Genomic DNA, 18,534 nt, shown 5'->3' on the forward strand with positions numbered 1-18,534 from the left:
CCATTTTTATTATTCTGATTTAAAAAAGAAAAACTAAAAAGATTATTTAAGATTGTTGCTTTGTAGCAGCAATAACTATTTCTCTGATACATACATTTTGAGGTTGCTGATAAGCATATAATATAGCATCTGCTACATCATCTGCTTTTAACACACCGCCCATTTCTTTTTTCCAGTCCTCATAACCCTCTTTTATTTCTTTAGATGTTGTATGACTTAATAGTTCTGTTTCAGCAGCACCAGGGGCTATAGTTATTACACGAATATTTTTATCGGCTACTTCTTCACGAGTATTTTCACTGATAGCATGCACAGCGAACTTAGTTCCACAATAAGCAGGATGATTAGGAAATGTTTTTCGACCAGCAACAGAACTTATGTTGATTATGGTTCCTGTGTTACGCTTTGTCATGCTATCTAAAACGATATGCATACCATTTAAAACTCCTTGAACATTCACATCTAACATTTGTTTAAACTCTTTAGGGTCTTGTGTAGCTATATTTCCAAGAAGCATTACACCGGCATTATTTATTAAGCAGTCGACAGGTCCAAATTTCTCTTCAGCTTTTAGTATGGCTTTCTTAAAAGTTTCATAATCTGTTACATCAACCTTTTCGCATAAAGTATTTGGTAGATTCATTTCCTCTAAACGCTCGACTCTTCTAGCTAATAAAAGCAAAGGGTGACCTAATGCGCTTAGTTTTTTAGCTGTAGCTTTACCAAATCCAGAACTTGCTCCAGTAATTACGACTAATTTTTTCATATATTAATAATCCTCATTAATTTTTTGTATAAAAGATTATAACATTATAGAGAGACAAAATGTTTTATATAAAGGATTGAATATGAAAATATTGATAGTTGGAGCAGGCCCTACAGGCCTTTCGTTAGCAACAGAATTAGCTAGACAAGGTTTTATTCCAAAGCTTATAGATAAGAGAGAAAATATTTCAAATCTCTCTAGAGCTGTGGGAATAGTTCCAAAAACTTTAGAAAAATTTAAACTAATTGGTATACATGATGAAGTAATAAAAGAAGGTGTGCATATTACTCATGGTAAGATTTTTCATAATGATAAGTTGCTTTTAGATATTTCATTTAAAGAAGCTAAGATAAGCACTGAATATGACTTTATTATTTCACTGCCTCAAGATAGAACAGAAGCTATCATAGAGAAAAGATTTGAAGAGCTTGGTGGAAAAGTTGAATATGGTGTGGAGTTGCTTAGTACAAGACAGAATTCTAATAATACAGCTACAGCTATATATGCTAATGGAGAAGAAGAAACTTTTGACTATATAGTGGGAGCAGATGGCTCAAGAAGTAAAGTAATGCAAAGCATGGATATTAAAAAAGTAGGGTATGACCTTCCTGAGACTTGGCATATAGCGGATTTTTATACAAAAGAAAGCGATGAAATAAATGCGGCAACTATTTGTAGAAGTAAGAATCTGTTTTTTATGATTAGAATGGCTGAAAAAAGATATAGAGCTGTTTCAAATGCTGAAATAGATTTATCTCGCTTACCATATGGTTTAACAGTAGATAGAGTTTATAGAGAAGGTAGTTTTAAAATATCTATTAGGCAAGCAGAAACTTATTATAAAGGTAATGTTGTTATCTGTGGAGATGCTGCACATACACATTCTCCTGTGGGCGGTAGAGGAATGAACTTAGGTATAGAGGATGCTTTTGAGTTGGCAGAGGCTCTTATAGGTAATAACTTAGATGCTTATAATAAAAAACAACATGCTAGAGGCAAGCAGATTATAAAAGCGACTGAAGAAGCAAGAAAAATGTTTACAGCCAAAGATTTTTTCAGGAAAAATTTATTAAATATGATTCTTCATGTAGTAGCAAAAATTCCAAAGCTACAGTCTAAAATAGCAAAAGGACTTTTAACTTTTTAAATAACTGTTTTTTTGTATATATATCTCCTGTCTCCACAGAAAAGCTCTAATTCTTTAGATTTATGATTATAAACCCCGCCAGAATCATGGCTCATAGGAGGAGCAAAGACTATTTTAGTATGATCTTTATTTATTATAATGTGACCAGTGAAAGCATGTTTTTCACCATCGAGTAAATAATAGCCATTTAAGCAATCATCTGTTACTACTATAAACATTTTGACATTCTGTCTATTTCCCCATGGACCTATCCAAAAGCCACTTAGACTATTTTGTAGGCTAATTGCGTCGCTACTTACTTGAGTCATTCCCTTTCCATCTTTTGTTAGAGTCTAAATTAATTCCCATCAGATCAAGAGCTCTAATAACGGTATATTCTAAAAGTTCATCAATAGATTGAGGCTTTATATATAAAGAAGGTACCGGAGGCATAATAATGCCACCAGCAAGAGTTACTTTTTTCATATTTTCTATATGAATCAAACTTAGAGGAGTTTCTCTTGCTAGAAGGATAAGAGGTTTTCTTTCTTTTAACATTACATCTGCTGTACGTGATATAAGGTTATCAGCAATGCCATTTGCTATTTCTGCTAATGTTTTCATAGAGCATGGAGCTATTAGCATGCCAGAAGGTCTATATGATCCACTAGAAAGACATGATGCTAAGTTATTTACATGGTTTACATGTGTAGCTAATGCTTTTACTTCATCTAGAGTGTAATCAGTCTCCATTGAACGAGTAAGCTCAGATGTTTTAGAAAGAATTAAATGTGTTTCAATATTATGTTGTTTCAATAACTTTAGAGCGATTACACCGTATTGGTATCCACTAGCTCCTGTTATTGCAATAATAATTTTTTTAGGTTCCATAATTAATAAGTCCAACACTATTATATATAATCAACTTTATCTAAATCTTTAGGCAAGGAGCGTTTAAACACTTCTTTTTGACCTTTAATTGGTCCATTGCATGGTGCAGTTGCATCAATTCCCCACTTATCCATAGTTATTAAGTTTAAAGGAGAAGGATATATTAACACATCCTTGCTTGCTGTTGTTCTTGTAACTATAGCCCAATTCACTTCATCACAATTATAGATATCAATATCGTCATCGACAACTACAACTTTGGTTATAATAGGTATAGTTGTTACAGCATGAATAATTCTCTTAGCGGTATCCATATCAGCATTTTTTATTGAAACAACAGCATATTCTCCATGCATTACATTAGCTGCAACAAAATCATCTTTACACTTTAGTTGTGTGATAACTATATTACGTATGGCCATAGTGGTGAAATATTTGCAAAGAGACCTATCTTCAGCTTCTCCAAAAGCAGTTGTCATTGCTAAATAAATAGGTTTTTTCCTATGAGTAATAGCTTTTACTTTAAAAGTATATCCTACCAATTTCGTAGAACTATTGTCATTAGAATATTGGCTTTCTAAGAGAACATAATTTGCTCTTTCTGTTCCCCACTTACCTTGAAGTACTCTATCTTTAGTAACCACACCTTCTATTATTACCTCTGAGTCTGCAGGCACATATAAATCTAGAGTTTCACACTTTATAACGTTTACGGGCTCACCTTTTATTCCTCCGGCAAGCTCTAAGCAACCCGCTCCTTTTCTATTGGGAAATTGACTTGTAATATATATTTCTGGATCAACGCTTATAGCAATTGCAACTTCAGTATCTTTGTTGTTACGTTCATTTTCATATATTAAGCGAGAAAAATTACTATATTGAGATGTATATATACCCATAGTATTAGAATTTAATACCTCAACTCTCTTTATAGTTCCTTTATTGACGTTATTATCATTATCTTTTGTAAAAATAATGCCTGAGTGATGGTATGAATTTTCATCATCTTCACAGTATGTTAAAAATGGAATAGTTAATAAATTGACCTCATCGTTTTTCATTATTACATCTTTAACAGGACTTGAATCTACTCTATTCGTCTTTATAGGTTTATTACTTATATCCAAATAAGTATTAAGTAAATTATCTTCTCTAGTATTAAGAGCTAATGCAAGTAGAGAATCTGTTGCAAAAACTCCTCCAGCAACACTCCAATCAGGGAAGTTTTCTATTGAATTAAATAAAGTGGCATAACCACTATCTTTTGTTGAAGCTTTATAAATACCTGCAGATATTTCATTATCTGTATTCAATCTTTTAGAAACAGTCATTAGTTTATTATTTTCTTTTAATTTTTCGATGTGTTCTCTAAAACTACTCATATATGATCTCTCTTAATTTTTAAATTAAACTATTTATGGGTTTAAGTTATTTCGATGAAATGTTTTAAACATTTATTTGTAAGCAAAGACAAATGGAATGTAGCTAATTAAAGTTATATGATGAAATTAATTTAGCTTAATTAGTATTAATCAATGCATTAAGAAAGACTTGTTAAGGAATGAAAAGACTCTTTTTTTTAATAGGCTTTATAGAATTATCAAAATAATACATGTTAATTAAGATTAACCTGCTAATATACAAATTTAAGCATAAGGTTAGTTAATAAGTCAACGCCTCAGTTTAGAAAAAACTATTTTTAACAATGCTTATAACGTATAGTCCACAAATAATAGATGTAATAAAAAAGCTTATAGGAACATCAATATAGTAAGCAGCTATTATCGCTGACCAAACAGAGGCAATAGATATAATTGTGCTTAGTATAATAGGTTTGTAAAAACCATCTACCCATTGAGTAGCTATTGCTGCAGGACCTATTAATAGAGAGAAAACTAATAATATACCCACTACCTGACATGCCATAGATACGGTTATAGCTATAGCAACAAAAAGAAGTATTGATAGTAGCTTGTTTGGAATATTTTTAGATTCCGCAAACACTGGATCAAGTGATGATATAAATAGTGGTCTAGCAATAGAAATAAGTAAGATAATAGTAAAAATAGCTAGTCCTAAGAGTATATATATTTGCTCAAGAGTAACTGTTAAAATATTCCCTATTAGAATACTCATGACAGAACCAGAATAGCCAGTTTGATATAAAAATAAGAAGTATGTACCTAGCCCAAGAAAGAATGTGAGTACTATACCTATTGCGATATCATTCTTTTTTATTTTATCGCCAAAAGCTCCCATTAATAATCCAGCTACTAGATTTATAAATAACTGGCCTGTCATAGCAGAAATGTTGATAAGAACAGCTCCGGCTGCTCCTGTAAGGCTTATGTGTCCTAGTGCATGAGAGGCAAAAGATAATCTACGAATTATTACAAAAAAGCTAATAACTCCACAAATAAAAGCAATAATGGTTCCGGCAATAAAAGCATATTGCATAAAAGTATAACTAAACACAGATATCCTCCTGTAAGCAAGGAAACTCATCACAATAGTGGCATGTTTTATTTTTGAAGTGTATGAAAGCATCAAGTTGATCGCTAATCTCTTTCATATCATGCGAAATCATTAATAGAGTGATATTTTCTTTTTCATGAACTTCTTTTAAGCAAGCAATGAACTGTTGCTTAGCTTCAGGGTCAAGATCAGATAATGGTTCGTCTAATAATAGTATCCTAGGGTCATTTATAAGGGCTTGAACTAAGTATATGCGTTTTTTTTGACCACCAGATAGTTCTTTAAAAGGTCTTTTCACATACTCACTTATTTGAGTTAGTTTTATCAGGTATTCAAGCTTTTCTTTAAATTTCTTATTAAATAATGGTAAGCCAAAATAGTTTGCTTTGTAGCTATATTTTATAAGTGTTAAGCCTGATGTTTTCTCTTCGTAGTTTATTTCTCTTTCTTGAGGTATATAACTAATTAAGTTTGTATCTATTTGTTTTTTTCCATTAATTAGAATTTCACCAGATATTGGAGGAATTTTTCCTAAAAGAGTTTTAAATAATGTTGATTTACCAACTCCATTTTTGCCAACTATACCAACCCATTTATTAGCTGGGATATTTAGGTTTAGAGGGTTGCTTATAGGATCATTTTTATATCCTATAATAAGATTAGAACACTTTATCATAAAATTTATTACTGGTTATTTTGAGTTTTTTCTAGAGCTTCTTTTGTTTTATTTAATGTATCAATCATCCAACTAATAGCATTTTTATTTGTAGGCATTGTTTCAGTTAAGCCAACTATTTGGATATTATTTTTTTTCGCTAGACCTAATATATTTTTAGTAATATTATCGGTTACTTGTTCGTTGTAAAATAATACTTTGACAATATTATTATTGAATAATTCTTGATACTCAATCATTAATCTTGGGCTTGGTTCAGAATCGTTCATAATGACCCATTGGAAGTTTAAGCCATACATGTTTAAGCCAAGAGCATTCGCCATGTATCCAAATAAAGGTTCTGTAGCGGTTACAGGAGTATCTTTATACTTTTCTTTTATTTCATCTACAAGGCTATATACACCATTATACTGTTGTTGAAATTTTTCAAGATTATTTCTGAAGTACTCACTATTTTCTAGATCTAGAGAAGAAAAAACATTTGTAAGTTTTTCAGCCATCTTAGGGAATGTTTCTGGCTGATACCATAAATGAGGGTTTATTCCATATTTATCTGTAGATTTGTAATTAAGTAAATCTTGAGCAGCCACAATCTTAGCTTTTTTATTATTTTTTACAATAGAATTTATCCATGTATCATAGTCTGCACCGTTATATATGATAACGTCGGCATTTTCTAATAGAGTTGCATTTTTTACAGACGCTACAAAAGAGTGAGGGTCACCATCAGCATTGGTTATAATGCTTGTGACATCTACTCTATCTCCACCAATCATTTCGGCAACACTGCCATATTGGTTTTCTGCAGCTATAACACTTATTTTTGCATTAGCAATGCCAATCATGCTTATTAGAGATAAAAAGCCAATTAATATTTTTTTCATAATGTATTAAAAAGAATAATATTTTATAGTGTTATATTGTAACAGTTTAGTATGGTTAAGAATAGATAAATTTTAGGGTTTTATTTATATTGCTCTTCTTTTATGGGATATAATGTTATTGTTGAGAACTTAAAATAAGTTATATGAATGTCATTTATTAAAGTTGCTAAAAACTTTTGTGATGAAAATAAATTTCGCTTCACAAAGCCAAGAAAGCAAGTGCTAGAGTTACTATTATCTAGATCTAACCCAATGGGCGCATATGACATTTTAGAAGAGCTATCTACAGAAAATCATAAGCTAAGTCCGCCAACAATTTATAGGGCAATAGATTTTTGGGTTGAGCAGGGGTTTATTCATAAAATAATGTCTTTAAACTCATATATTGCTTGTAAGGATAGACATACAACAAATCATATCATCTTATTTATTTGTGATAGCTGTAAAAAAGTAAATGAAGTTCATATAAAAGAAGATATAGATTTTTTTAATATTAATGATTCAATTAAGAATTTTCATCCAAGGCAAGCATTTACAGAAGTGAATGGTCTATGTGCAGCGTGCACTAACTAAAAAATAAATCTCGTGATAAAATCAAAATTAAATGATAATCGTGTTATTTAGTTATGAGAAAAATAATTTTCCTTATTTTTACGATCTTTTTTTTGTCTAATGCATTTTCAGAAACAAAAGAGCTTAGTTGTCCAACATTTAAGTCAGGAGCGCTTTGCCTAAGTGAAAAACCTTTTTGTGGTGATACTTGTAGCAATACGCCCTTTTGTCGTACAAACTGTTGGCCTACAGAACATGGCTCTGCTTGGTCTGGAGGAGGTGTGGATAGCCAAACAAAACAGTTGTATTGTGAAGAGGCAACTTACGCAAATTGTCATTTTTCAGGACCTTCCTATCCTACAGGATCAAATTCTGATAATCCTATTTTACCTTGTAAAGTAAGTGATGATGGTAAAACAGCTGATTGTAGATGTAAGGTTTTTAAAGGTCATAACTATGTAAATATAGATGGTATTATGAATCTAGGTGTCTATTATGAGACTGTGAAAGTCTGTGGTGAAGATGGTTCAAAATGTAAAAATCTATCGACTTGCTTACCAGACGATAGTGGCAAGTGTGAAGGAGTAGAAGCCCCTGTTTGTAAGTATATAGCAGCACAAAATAGTCAAAATGATGATGTTTCATTTATACCTGGAGCAGATTTAATTTCAACTTATGGTTTTGGGATGAATGAAGCTTATGCTGTGGCTGGCCCTAAAGGTGGAACTCAATGTAATAATATAGATGTTGCAGGTTGTATGGCTCAACCATGTAAATATGAAGAGGGATCAGATAATAAATATGCTATTTGTAGTTGTCCGATTACAAAAGGAGCATCTTTGAATTTACACCAAAAAGGAGCATCTTGTGATATACCTAAAGGCTATGTTTGGGAGTAATAACTAATCTTTTACTTTATCTTTTATTAATAAACCTATTATGAAAGATAATATCATAAGAGCTGGTACAAAAAGCATAGTTACTTGGAAAGCATAAAGAGGGTCATTCGTTTGCTTTAAGTGACCAATAATAGCCCCAGTTATTGGCTGTAAAACTCCTCCGCTTAATGGCAGGAATAAATTAACTAAAGCTAACCCTGTAGCTATTTGTGTAGGAGAAACAGTATTTCTAAGAGCAGAGTAGTTTAATACGTGTACAGCTTGTACACCACCAAATAAAATACACAGTGCATAAGCAATATAAGGATTAGAGTTTAGGTATAAAAGGGTAATAACTATAAATAAACCAAATATTGGAGCTATAATTAAAAATCTTCTTTCTCCATTGAATATGGTTGCTACAACTCCCCACATGGGACTGAATATTGCAACACCAATAAATATCATTGATGTACATAATCCAGCGCTAACTTCTGAAAATCCCGATAGCTGTAAGTATCTTATTCCCCATAGATCAGCAAATAAGACTGTTGTGCCATAAATAGTGAAGCAATATAAGCCGTTCAACCAAATTTGTTTATTCTTTAATATTTCAGTTAGATTTTTTAAGACATTAACTTCTGGTCTATCTTTTTTATTTTGTTTATTAAAGTCAGGATGAATTTTAATTACAAAAATACTAAACATCAGCAGTATTAATGAAATTATAAAAACTCCTTGCATAATTGTAGAGATACTATAATGTCCAACAAGGATAACTAATGGAGCTGCAGAAAGAGTAGCACCTATATATAAAAGCAATTGGGTAAAGCCTGTAAATAAAGGGAAAGCCCTATTTGGAAGCCATATGGAAATAGTTTTTAGAGTACATAAAAAGGCAAACCCTCCTCCAAACCCCGCTAATGCTCTGTATATAGTAAGAGAGTGTACGTTTGTTGCTTTTGAAGCTATAAGTATCGCAATAGAAAAAATAAATGTACTAACTATCATTACTTTCTTGACCCCAAACTTATCAACTAATATTCCTGCTGGAATTTGTGATGCTACATAGCTCCAATAAAAAGCAGAACTAAATAAAGCTATAGATGTTGTATTTAATTCGTATGGAGCGAGCATGAAATTATCTAAAAGAGCACCTGTTGAAGATCTAATAAAATATTCTAAGGAATAAAAGAAGGCGCATGTAAACCAAATTATTAGAGCTAAAGACGTTATTTTCTGCTTATGCATAATTACTTTTCTCCTATTAGTTTTGAAAAAGAAAATATGAGAAAAATCTCATGTTTAGCTTATTCTAAAACAGTTTTTATAGCAATTAAATTATTGCATTGACATCTATCAAGGCTATATAATATAAAAGTCTTGGTTGATTCAGTTTATTTGTTTTTCTGGGAGAAGTGTGATGAACATTAGTAAAATGATTTATATAGCTATTTTGAGTTTTTTTCTTTTTTTAAGTGGCTGTGCAACTACTGATCAAGCAAATGCTACATATGAGCAAGGAAACTATACTGTTAATATGGATAGTAGTATGAAGCAAGTTTATGATGCTACACTAAGAGCAGTAGAAACTGGACAAACTTATGATGATACTGGAAACCCTTACATTATAAGTATAAATAAAATAAATGATAAATCAGCGTTAATTAAAGCTCAGAGTGGAGCAGATCCTTCAGACTATTTGTACGTTGCATTTGGTAAAAAGACTAATGACTCATCAATTATTAGAATAAGATATGGGCAAGATGGTGACGAGATAAGATCTTCAGCACTAATCCCGATTATTAAAAAGAATTTAAATAACTTTAATGTTGATAAGATAAATATAGAGCCAGCGCTTTAGAGGCTCGTGGAGAAAGTAGTGAAACTTAGTAAGTTTATTTATGTAGGGTTTATAGCAATATCTGTATTATTTTTAAGTGGTTGTATTGCAGCTGCTGTCACGGGAGATGGAACAAAAGCATATCTTGATGGTACATATACTATGAATATGAATGGAAGTGTTAAGCAAGTTTATGGAGCTGCTTTAAAGGCTGTTAAATCCAATGATTCATATGTGTTAGTATCTAAATCACTTATGGATTCTAATGCGGAAATTATAGGCGCTACAAAGTTAGACTCTACAGATTTCTATGTTGATATAGAGAAGCTTGATAGTAGTGCTTCGAAAGTTTCTATAAAATTTGGTCATTTTGGAGATCAAGCTCAATCATCGACCTTGATGGACGAGATTCAAAAAAATGTAGTTTCTGTTTTAAAGCCTTAATTTAATGAGTCATTAAGAATATTATGAAAAAAATATACCTAGTTATTTTTGCTTCTTTTATAGCATTTTCTCTAAATAGTTGTGTAACGGCAGCTATATTAATTGGTGGAGCTGCATTAGCTGCTGGAGGGGTTTATTACTATCAAAATGGTAACTATGTAATTGAAGTTCCAAATACAATGAGAGATGCGTATAGTGCGACAATAAAAACATTTCAGACTAACTCAAGTTTTTATACTCTTAAAGATAAATCAATTGGGTCTGAAAGTGCAACAGTCACGGCAGAAACAAAAAACGATGCAGATAAGATCACGGTTACTATAGAATTGTTAGGGCCTAAATTAACTAGTATAAAAATTAGATATGGTACTTTGGGAGATGAAAAACTTTCTGCAAAAATTGCTGACCAAATAACAGGTAACTTGACAGAAAATAAAGTTTAGGTATAAAAACTTCTTTTGTAATATTTTAGCTGTATAATTTTAAATATTATTTGCAGACATTAGTGCTGTTTTTATGAAATTTATCATTTATAAAATCTTAGATAGGTATTACACGCAACATAGACATATATGGGTTCTTGTTTTTTTAGGGGCTTTATGTGGACTTATCATAGGCTTTGTGGGCACCTCATTTCAGTTAGCATTAGATAAAATATTTGAGCTGAAAAAAGAAATATTTAAATTAGCTAATGGTAATGTCTGGCTAGAAATTACACTGTCTATTTTTATAACAACTATTATGGTTTGTATTTCAATTTGGATTGTGAAAAAATTCGCTAAAGAAGCTGGCGGTAGTGGTATTCATGAGGTTGAAGGAGCTTTAAAAGGCTGCCGTAAACTTAGGCCAAGAGTTGCTCCAGTTAAGTTTATTAGTGGTATTTTTTCTCTTGGATCTGGATTGAGTTTAGGAAAAGAAGGACCTACTGTCCATATGTCAGCAGTTATTTCTCAAATATTTATTGATAGATTTAAGCTAACAAAGAAATATGCAAATGCTCTAATATCTGCAGGTGCTAGTGCTGGTTTAGCAACGGCATTTAACACGCCTCTATCAGGAATCGTTTTTGTAATTGAGGAAATGAATAGGAAGTTCAGATTTAGTGTTACTGCCATAAAGTGTGTAATTATTACAACTATCGTAAGTATTATTGTTTCTCGAATGATGGTTGGTAATCCTCCGGCTATCAAAGTAGAGACCTTTTCATCTGTACCTCAGAATACGCTATGGTTATTTTTAGTACTAGGAGCAATATTTGGCTATTTTGGACTGTTATTTAGTAAAGGCCTTATTAAAGTATCCGATTTTTTTGCAAATGGTTCAAAAAGAAGATTTTGGATATCTGTTATTTCGATTTGTATAGTTTTTGGTGTTGGTGTTGTACTTATGCCGAATGCTGTAGGTGGAGGCTATGTAGTTATAGCAAACTCTTTTAGTGATAACTTAACCTTAAAAGGCTTAATAATTCTAATAATTTTAAGGTTTATTGGAGTCATAGTATCTTACGGAACAGGAGTCTCTGGAGGGATATTTGCACCAATGGTTGCTTTAGGAACTGTTTTTGGCTTAGCGTTTGGAATAATAGTTACTAATCTTTTTCCTCAATACAATATTGCTCCAGAAGTTTTTGCAGTGGCAGGAATGAGTGCTTTATTTACAGCTACTGTTGGAGCTCCTTTAACGGGGATAGTTTTAGTTATAGAAATGACTTGGAATTATCAGTTATTGTTACCTCTTATGATAACGTGCTTTAGCGCTTCAATGGTTACTTATATACATCATCAAACTCCTATTTATGATACTCTTTTGAGAAGAGTATTGACTGCTGAAAGAAAAGCGAAAATGAAAGGAAATTAAAAAATAATATGAATATAAAACAAGCATTAGAAAGTTTAAATAATATTTTAAGTGAGAAGAAGAAATATAATCATGCAATTTCGTTAATGCATTGGGATTTAGAGACAGAGGCTCCAAAAAATTCAGTTAATACAACGTCAGAGGTTATAGGGTTCTTCTCTCAAAAAAATTATGAAATAATGAATTCAGAAGAGCTTGATAAAAGCCTACAAATTTTAAATAAAGATATTAATGATTTGGATGAAATTAGCAGACGTATTGTTTATTTAACAACAAAAGATAAAGTTAAACTAAGTAAGATTCCAAAAGAAGAGTACGTTGAGTATACAAAATTAATATCTCAAGCGCAGAATATTTGGGCAGAAGCAAGAAGGAATAATGATTTTGTCATATTTGCACCATATCTTGAAAAAATAATAAAATATCAAAAAAAATATGTAAATTATATAGGTTATGTTAATCATCCTTATGATGTGCTGTTAGATGATTATGAAGAAGGAATGACAGTAGCAAAATTAGATCCTTTTTTTAATGGGTTAAGGGAGAAAATAGTTCCCTTGTTGGATAAAATAAAGAAACAGCCTCAAGTCAGAGTCGACTTTTTAAAACAAAGCTATTCTGTTGAAAAACAGAAGCAGTTTTCTAGAGATGTAGCAAAATACTTAGGATTTAATTTTGATAGTGGATTATTGAAAGAAAGTGCGCATCCATTTACGTTAAATTTTAATAAATATGACGTAAGAATGACAACACGTTACATGGAAAAATTATTTGCGTCATCTATTTTTAGTACGATCCATGAAACTGGTCATGCTATGTATGAGCAAAATATAGGCGATGATATTTACAATACTACTCTTGGTACGGGGGTAACATTAGGGATTCATGAGTCGCAGTCAAGATTTTATGAAAATTTAGTTGGTAAAAATAAATCTTTTTGGGTTAATCAGTATTCAAATCTCCAGAATCTTTTTTCAGATAATTTATCAGAAGTATCTTTAGAAGAGTTTTATAAAGGAATAAACTCTGTTGAGCCAGGCTTTATTAGAGTCGAAGCTGATGAGTTAACTTATCCCTTACATATTTTAATTCGCTATGAAATAGAAAAAGAAATTTTTGAGAAAGATATTTCAGTAAATGATCTTCCAAAATTATGGAATCGTAAATATGAAGAGTATTTGGGAATAAGTCCAAAAAACTTCAAAGAAGGAATATTGCAAGATGTTCACTGGTCAGCAGGTTTATTTGGGTATTTTCCAACTTATGCATTAGGTACAGTTTATGCCTCTCAAATATTTAGTGCGATGAATGAAAAAATTGATATTAATCAATGTTTAGAAAAAGGTGATTTAAGTAGTATTTTAAAGTATCTGAATCAAAATATTCATCAATATGGCTCATTTAAAACAGCCGATGAAATTATATACAATCTATCAGGAGAGTATTTGAATCCTAATCATTATATAGACTATCTAGAAAAAAAATTTAATAGTATTTATACTGATAATTAAGAATATCAATAATAGAGAGATAAGATAATGAAGAAAGTTTCTAAAATTGGTTTAATAATGGCTATGTTCGTAGGCGGTATAGGTTTTGTATTTGCTGCAGACGATACAAATGTAACTTCAGTAGCTCAACAGGTGAATGTTGATCAAGAAAAAACATTAGTAGGGAATAATCCGGCAACTCAAACACCTGGCTATTTAAGTGTTAAAGGTTTTAAAAAATGTCTTCAAGTTGAAAATATGAGAGGATGGAGTGGATACTGTATGCCTGAGTCTAGACCAGAAAAATGTCCAAAAGACTCATGGAAAGAGCTCAGTAAGATAAACATAGTTGATTGCAGTAAAGAGGCTAAGGAGAAGAAATCATCATGGTTTTAAACTTTATCATGTTATTTATAACAGCTATATGTATTTTAATAAAAAAAAATAGGTGGGCCGTTCTTTTTTTCTTGCTGACAATATTAGTTCTTGAACTAGAGTTTATACATCATGCTACAGATCCTTTAGGTCTGCAATATTAAGATTAAGGGAGCATATATGACAGAAGCTTTTAAAAGAAATGAGTCTTATATTTTAAATGCTATTGGTTTACTTGGGATTACTGGTATTTCTTTAGGAGCTGTAATTCTCCAAATTATACTTCATGAACTACCTTGTCCATTATGTTTGCTTCAAAGAGCAGGGATTATGGCTATAGGCATTGGCTATATGATGAATATGAAGTTTGGCAATAAATCGAGATATTATGCCGTGTCAACATTTGCATGTTTGTTCACAATGATTTTTGCTGTCAGACAAGTTCTTATTCATATAGAGCCAGGTAGTGGCTTTTATGGCGATGCAGTATTTGGATTACATCTATATACATGGGTAGTTGTTATAGCCGGGTTAGCTATTGCGTGGAATTGTTTAGTTACTCTATACTTAGATGATAAATATGATGTTCCTGAAAAAAGTCTTATGACAATAGTAGGTAATACTATTATTTGGCTTTACGTTTTGACAATTGCTTTAAATATAGTTTTAACTTTCTTAGAGTGTGGAGTTGGACAGTGTCCAGATTCTCCGATAAATTATTTATTATTATCTTAAGTTATCGTTCTTTTTTGCTACTTTATACATAAACAGTATTACGATCCCAACAAATATCGGTAAAAGTATCGAAGGAAATAACATTAAAGTAAAAAGGTCTCCAGAAATCCTAACCCATATTACTCCAGCAGCGTTACCTAAGGTAAAAACAATAATGCATGTAGTAAAGAAAGGGATTTTCCATAAATTCTCAAAGCGGCCATTTAGTGCTCTTCCTATTTCTATGCCAAGGTCTGTTGTTGTTCCTGTCATATGAGTTGTTCTGGCGAATCCACCAAAAAACAATGTTGTAAAACTATTTTGCATACCCATAGATACAGCTAGGAATATATCATCAATAACTATGTGATTGTGGTGAATATCAATAAAAATAGCACCCATAAGGACTATGTAGCTTTGCAAAACTAAGGCTTTTGTATGATTTTTGGAAATGATATAACTGTCTTGTTTTATAATAGCTCCATTTATAGCTGATCCTATTATAAAACCTATGATAAGAACCATTACATGGTAAGCAAATACCCAGTCTGAATCTGATATACTATGCCCTAGAATTCTATAGTTTCCAGTCATTGCTGCAACAGAAGCACCAAAAGATTTATATAGAACTATACTATCTATCCACCCAGAATTGAAAATGAGTATTATACAGACAAAGTATGTAAGTATTAATTTTTTATTTAACATTTCTTATCTACTTAGACCTCTTTAAAAGCATTATTTTAATATATAAATGGGTGGATGTGGAGAGATTAAAGCAGATTAAAATTATTTTTTCTGATTATTTTTAGGATCCGGATTAGTTGAATCAGGTGTTTTTACAAAGCTATTTAGAGATACCTTCTTACTAAAAGATTTAGATAAAGAAGGTCTTTTAGCTAATATTTTTGATAACTGTGTCATTTTATTGCCTCCTTTTTAAAGTTAAAATATATTATTTTTGTTAATTAAAGTAATTTATTTAACGGGGAAAGATCAGATTATAAGTCTTTTTTTATATAAGTCAACATTTTTTCTAACCACTTAAAACAGGATATGTGCTATAATTTTTTTAGTTTTTAGCTTAGGAGGACCGGCTTGCATATGGGTAAAAATAAAGGTGTATTTAGCGATTATAATCCTTATGAAAATGTATATGATGAAATATTCTTAAGTAAGGGAATCATTAGGAGTGAAGTAGCTCCTGTTGTAGAGGTATTAGGTAGTTTTTCAGCTAATAAGCTATATGAAAAGCAGAAGTTTGTTGATGCATCATTCTTGAAAAGTGGCATTACATTTACTGTTTATAGCGATAATCAAGGTACTGAAAAGATATTTCCTTTTGACTTAATTCCTAGAATAATTTCAGAAGAAGAATGGGCTCAGTTAGAAAAAGGGTTAAAACAGAGATTAAAAGCACTTAATGCTTTTTTAAATGATATCTATGGGGATCAAAATATACTTAAGGATGGTGTGATTCCTAGAGAGTTAATTGAGTCATCAGATGAATATTTACCTGAAATGAGAGGAATAAAACCTCCTCATGGTGTTTATTGTCATATAGCAGGATTAGACCTTATTAAAGATGAAAATGGATTTATGGTTCTAGAAGATAATGTTAGAACTCCATCAGGTGTTTCTTATGTATTAGAGAATCGTCAATCTTTAATTAAAGCTATCCCTGAAGTTTTTTCTGATCTAAGTGTAAAAAGAGTTTTAGATTATCCAACGGAGTTAAGAAAAGCTTTGGCAAGTATTTCTCCAACAAAAGAAGTAAATGGTAAGAAACAAAGAGGTTTGACTGTAGTATTAACTCCGGGTCAGTATAATTCTGCATATTTTGAGCATAGTTATTTAGCTAGAAAGATGGGATGTGAATTAGTCCAAGGCTCAGACTTATTTGTACATGATGATCATGTGTACCTAAAAACTACAAAAGGCCCTAAGTTAGTATCGGTTGTATATAGAAGAATAGATGATAAATTCTTGGATCCTGAATTCTTTAATCCTGAAAGTATGCTTGGTGTCCCAGGAATAATGAAAGCATATATAGCTGGAAACGTTGTCTTAGCGAATGCTGTAGGTAATGGTATTGCGGATGATAAAGCAATATATCCATACGTTCATGATATGATTCGTTACTATTTGAAAGAAGAGCCTTTACTTGCTCAAGTAAAAACTTATTTCTGTAGTGAAGAAAAAGATAGGGCTTATGTTATAAATAACATCCATAAACTTGTTGTTAAAGAGGCTAATGGCTCAGGTGGTTATGGTATGTTGATTGGACCTCAAGCAACTCAGGAAGAATGCCAGGAGTTTGTAAATAAAATAAAAGCTAAGCCAAGAGCTTATATTGCGCAACCATTGGTTGAATTATCGACAAGCCCTACATTTATTGATGGTAAAGTTGTACCTAGAAGAGTTGATTTAAGAGCATTTTTAGTGACTGGAAAGGATACGTGGATTTTACCAGGAGGCTTAGCAAGAGTAGCTCTTAAAGAAGGTTCTTATGTTGTAAATTCTAGTCAAGGTGGCGGTTCTAAAGATACTTGGGTTTTAGGGGGTGACAAATGATTTCTCGTACGGCTGAAAACTGTTTTTGGTTAAGTAGAAATATTGAAAGAGTTCTGATGCTAACAAATGCTATAGATGTAGCATATAATGTTGAGTTAGAAACTTTTAAAGATGCAAAAGAGGTTTGGTTTCCTTTAGTAATTGTTACAGGAGGAGAGAAACTTTTTATTGAAAAATATGGAAAAGAAGCTAAAACTAATAGTAGAAAAATCCAAGAATTTTTAATTTGGGACAAAGAAAATCCTTCTTCAGTTTATGCTTCATTTTCTTTTGCTAGAGAGAATGCAAGAATTGTTAGAGATCTAATTTCTGCAGATATGTGGGAAGAGATGAATGAGATTTGGTTATGGATAAATAGTCCAGAAACTCAAAAAATTTCCATGATAGACCTTTTAAACTTTGGTAAAAGAATAGTTAAATTCTGTTTTACATGGATCGGATATTATCACAATTTTATATTAAGGGATGATCCATATAATTTTATGAAGCTGGGGATGCTTATAGAAAGAGCTGATTTTACATTAAGATTAGGTGATGTTTATTATCATAGAGATATAAATTTAGGGTCTATGCATAAGTCTATGAGTGAATCTCAATATTGGCAAGAGATGTTACTTTATAGCATGTCAAACGATGCTTTCATGAGGAAGTCTGAGCTTGAGTTGACAAGAGTTGATGTTGCTAAGTTTTTATTAAGAGAGACTGATTACCCTAGAACAATACCTTTCTGTCTGAAGGATGCGCTATTTATTCTAAAGAAAATGTCCAGGGGAGCTTCAGATGTTGGATCAGAATCGAAAGAAAGATTAACAGAAATTGTTGATTATATTGAAGAAACTCCAATAGAAGAGCTATTACAAAATATTCATAACTTCGTTACACATGTGATAGATAAGTTAAGTGAATTATCTTCTTGTATATCAAAAGAGTTCTTTGTCGCAGATGTTAGTTATTATATAGCTATGTTAGAAAATGATGAATAATTTCCT

Annotated in this window: 23 protein-coding genes; 13 read left to right on the forward strand and 10 right to left on the reverse strand. The window is 31.5% G+C overall.

The window, feature by feature from the left end; genetic code table 11:
* Nucleotides 1–46 precede the first annotated feature (46 nt).
* Nucleotides 47–766: an SDR family oxidoreductase gene (locus KX01_RS02215; RefSeq protein WP_071663437.1), complete on the reverse strand. Its 720-nt coding sequence runs from the start codon at nucleotides 764–766 to the stop codon at nucleotides 47–49.
* A gap of 82 nt (nucleotides 767–848) precedes the next feature.
* Here KX01_RS02215 and KX01_RS02220 point away from each other — a divergent pair, with 82 nt between their 5' ends.
* A complete protein-coding gene (locus tag KX01_RS02220) occupies nucleotides 849–1,913 on the forward strand; it encodes an FAD-dependent oxidoreductase (protein ID WP_071663438.1) in 1,065 nt (354 codons plus the stop codon).
* Here KX01_RS02220 and KX01_RS02225 read toward each other — a convergent pair.
* The 6 genes from KX01_RS02225 to KX01_RS02250 all read right to left on the reverse strand — a co-directional run bounded on the left by KX01_RS02225 (nucleotide 1,910) and on the right by KX01_RS02250 (nucleotide 6,779).
* Complete coding sequence (locus tag KX01_RS02225; protein WP_071663439.1) at nucleotides 1,910–2,221, reverse strand: hypothetical protein; 312 nt, start codon at nucleotides 2,219–2,221, stop codon at nucleotides 1,910–1,912. The two genes, KX01_RS02220 and KX01_RS02225, sit on opposite strands and share 4 nt — an antisense overlap.
* Nucleotides 2,205–2,783, reverse strand: coding sequence for a UbiX family flavin prenyltransferase (locus KX01_RS02230; RefSeq protein ID WP_071664727.1), 579 nt, complete (start codon nucleotides 2,781–2,783; stop codon nucleotides 2,205–2,207). The genes KX01_RS02225 and KX01_RS02230 overlap by 17 nt, the downstream gene beginning before the upstream one ends.
* Before the next feature lie 20 nt (nucleotides 2,784–2,803).
* The gene (locus KX01_RS02235; RefSeq protein WP_071663440.1) at nucleotides 2,804–4,165 is read right to left on the reverse strand and encodes a UbiD family decarboxylase; all 1,362 of its coding nucleotides are present in this window, start codon (nucleotides 4,163–4,165) and stop codon (nucleotides 2,804–2,806) included.
* A gap of 301 nt (nucleotides 4,166–4,466) precedes the next feature.
* Nucleotides 4,467–5,288, reverse strand: coding sequence for a metal ABC transporter permease (locus tag KX01_RS02240; RefSeq protein ID WP_408606610.1), 822 nt, complete (start codon nucleotides 5,286–5,288; stop codon nucleotides 4,467–4,469).
* A complete protein-coding gene (locus tag KX01_RS02245) occupies nucleotides 5,251–5,934 on the reverse strand; it encodes a metal ABC transporter ATP-binding protein (RefSeq protein ID WP_071663442.1) in 684 nt (227 codons plus the stop codon). Before KX01_RS02245 ends, KX01_RS02240 begins: the two co-directional genes overlap by 38 nt.
* 8 nt (nucleotides 5,935–5,942) lie before the next feature.
* Complete coding sequence (locus KX01_RS02250; RefSeq protein ID WP_332245027.1) at nucleotides 5,943–6,779, reverse strand: metal ABC transporter solute-binding protein, Zn/Mn family; 837 nt, start codon at nucleotides 6,777–6,779, stop codon at nucleotides 5,943–5,945.
* Nucleotides 6,780–6,965: 186 nt separating this feature from the next.
* Here KX01_RS02250 and KX01_RS02255 point away from each other — a divergent pair, with 186 nt between their 5' ends.
* Together KX01_RS02255 and KX01_RS02260 are read left to right on the forward strand one after the other, a co-directional pair.
* The gene (locus tag KX01_RS02255; protein ID WP_071663444.1) at nucleotides 6,966–7,391 is read left to right on the forward strand and encodes a Fur family transcriptional regulator; all 426 of its coding nucleotides are present in this window, start codon (nucleotides 6,966–6,968) and stop codon (nucleotides 7,389–7,391) included.
* Between the two features lie 53 nt (nucleotides 7,392–7,444).
* Nucleotides 7,445–8,269 (forward strand): hypothetical protein, encoded by an 825-nt coding sequence (locus tag KX01_RS02260; RefSeq protein ID WP_071663445.1) that lies wholly within the window; start codon nucleotides 7,445–7,447, stop codon nucleotides 8,267–8,269.
* 3 nt (nucleotides 8,270–8,272) lie between these two features.
* On the opposite strand, the gene KX01_RS02265 is transcribed toward KX01_RS02260, so the two are convergent.
* The gene (locus KX01_RS02265) at nucleotides 8,273–9,499 is read right to left on the reverse strand and encodes an MFS transporter (RefSeq protein WP_071663446.1); all 1,227 of its coding nucleotides are present in this window, start codon (nucleotides 9,497–9,499) and stop codon (nucleotides 8,273–8,275) included.
* A 172-nt stretch (nucleotides 9,500–9,671) separates the two neighbouring features.
* Here KX01_RS02265 and KX01_RS02270 point away from each other — a divergent pair, with 172 nt between their 5' ends.
* The 8 genes from KX01_RS02270 to KX01_RS02300 all read left to right on the forward strand — a co-directional run bounded on the left by KX01_RS02270 (nucleotide 9,672) and on the right by KX01_RS02300 (nucleotide 14,992).
* Nucleotides 9,672–10,112 carry a DUF3568 family protein gene (locus KX01_RS02270; protein ID WP_071663447.1) on the forward strand — a complete coding sequence of 147 codons (441 nt, stop codon included), beginning with the start codon at nucleotides 9,672–9,674 and terminating at the stop codon, nucleotides 10,110–10,112.
* Between the two features lie 18 nt (nucleotides 10,113–10,130).
* On the forward strand, nucleotides 10,131–10,535 hold the full coding sequence (locus KX01_RS02275) for a DUF3568 family protein (RefSeq protein WP_071663448.1): 405 nt from the start codon (nucleotides 10,131–10,133) through the stop codon (nucleotides 10,533–10,535).
* A 23-nt stretch (nucleotides 10,536–10,558) separates the two neighbouring features.
* Nucleotides 10,559–10,978 carry a DUF3568 family protein gene (locus KX01_RS02280; protein ID WP_232223348.1) on the forward strand — a complete coding sequence of 140 codons (420 nt, stop codon included), beginning with the start codon at nucleotides 10,559–10,561 and terminating at the stop codon, nucleotides 10,976–10,978.
* Nucleotides 10,979–11,060: 82 nt separating this feature from the next.
* Complete coding sequence (gene clcA, locus KX01_RS02285) at nucleotides 11,061–12,392, forward strand: H(+)/Cl(-) exchange transporter ClcA (RefSeq protein ID WP_156860405.1); 1,332 nt, start codon at nucleotides 11,061–11,063, stop codon at nucleotides 12,390–12,392.
* An 8-nt stretch (nucleotides 12,393–12,400) separates the two neighbouring features.
* Nucleotides 12,401–13,903, forward strand: a complete 1,503-nt coding sequence (locus tag KX01_RS02290) for a carboxypeptidase M32 (protein WP_071663451.1) — start codon at nucleotides 12,401–12,403, stop codon at nucleotides 13,901–13,903.
* Between the two features lie 27 nt (nucleotides 13,904–13,930).
* Nucleotides 13,931–14,278: a hypothetical protein gene (locus KX01_RS02295; protein ID WP_071663452.1), complete on the forward strand. Its 348-nt coding sequence runs from the start codon at nucleotides 13,931–13,933 to the stop codon at nucleotides 14,276–14,278.
* An 8-nt stretch (nucleotides 14,279–14,286) separates the two neighbouring features.
* Complete coding sequence (locus KX01_RS09610; RefSeq protein ID WP_377655164.1) at nucleotides 14,287–14,421, forward strand: DUF5993 family protein; 135 nt, start codon at nucleotides 14,287–14,289, stop codon at nucleotides 14,419–14,421.
* A 16-nt stretch (nucleotides 14,422–14,437) separates the two neighbouring features.
* Nucleotides 14,438–14,992 carry a disulfide bond formation protein B gene (locus tag KX01_RS02300; protein ID WP_071663453.1) on the forward strand — a complete coding sequence of 185 codons (555 nt, stop codon included), beginning with the start codon at nucleotides 14,438–14,440 and terminating at the stop codon, nucleotides 14,990–14,992.
* Here KX01_RS02300 and KX01_RS02305 read toward each other — a convergent pair.
* Together KX01_RS02305 and KX01_RS09565 are read right to left on the reverse strand one after the other, a co-directional pair.
* A complete protein-coding gene (locus tag KX01_RS02305; protein ID WP_071663454.1) occupies nucleotides 14,984–15,679 on the reverse strand; it encodes a YoaK family protein in 696 nt (231 codons plus the stop codon). The genes KX01_RS02300 and KX01_RS02305 overlap by 9 nt on opposite strands.
* An 81-nt stretch (nucleotides 15,680–15,760) precedes the next feature.
* Entirely contained in the window at nucleotides 15,761–15,895 is a 135-nt protein-coding gene (locus tag KX01_RS09565; RefSeq protein WP_269556822.1) for a hypothetical protein, read from the reverse strand.
* 180 nt (nucleotides 15,896–16,075) lie between these two features.
* Between KX01_RS09565 and KX01_RS02310 the strand changes: the two genes are divergently transcribed.
* The gene (locus tag KX01_RS02310; RefSeq protein WP_071663455.1) at nucleotides 16,076–17,545 is read left to right on the forward strand and encodes a circularly permuted type 2 ATP-grasp protein; all 1,470 of its coding nucleotides are present in this window, start codon (nucleotides 16,076–16,078) and stop codon (nucleotides 17,543–17,545) included.
* 56 nt (nucleotides 17,546–17,601) lie between these two features.
* Nucleotides 17,602–18,528 (forward strand): alpha-E domain-containing protein, encoded by a 927-nt coding sequence (locus tag KX01_RS02315; RefSeq protein WP_332245029.1) that lies wholly within the window; start codon nucleotides 17,602–17,604, stop codon nucleotides 18,526–18,528.
* Nucleotides 18,529–18,534 lie beyond the last annotated feature (6 nt).

Origin of the sequence: Francisella frigiditurris, assembly GCF_001880225.1 — a bacterium.
Classification (GTDB): Bacteria; Pseudomonadota; Gammaproteobacteria; order Francisellales; family Francisellaceae; genus Francisella; species Francisella frigiditurris.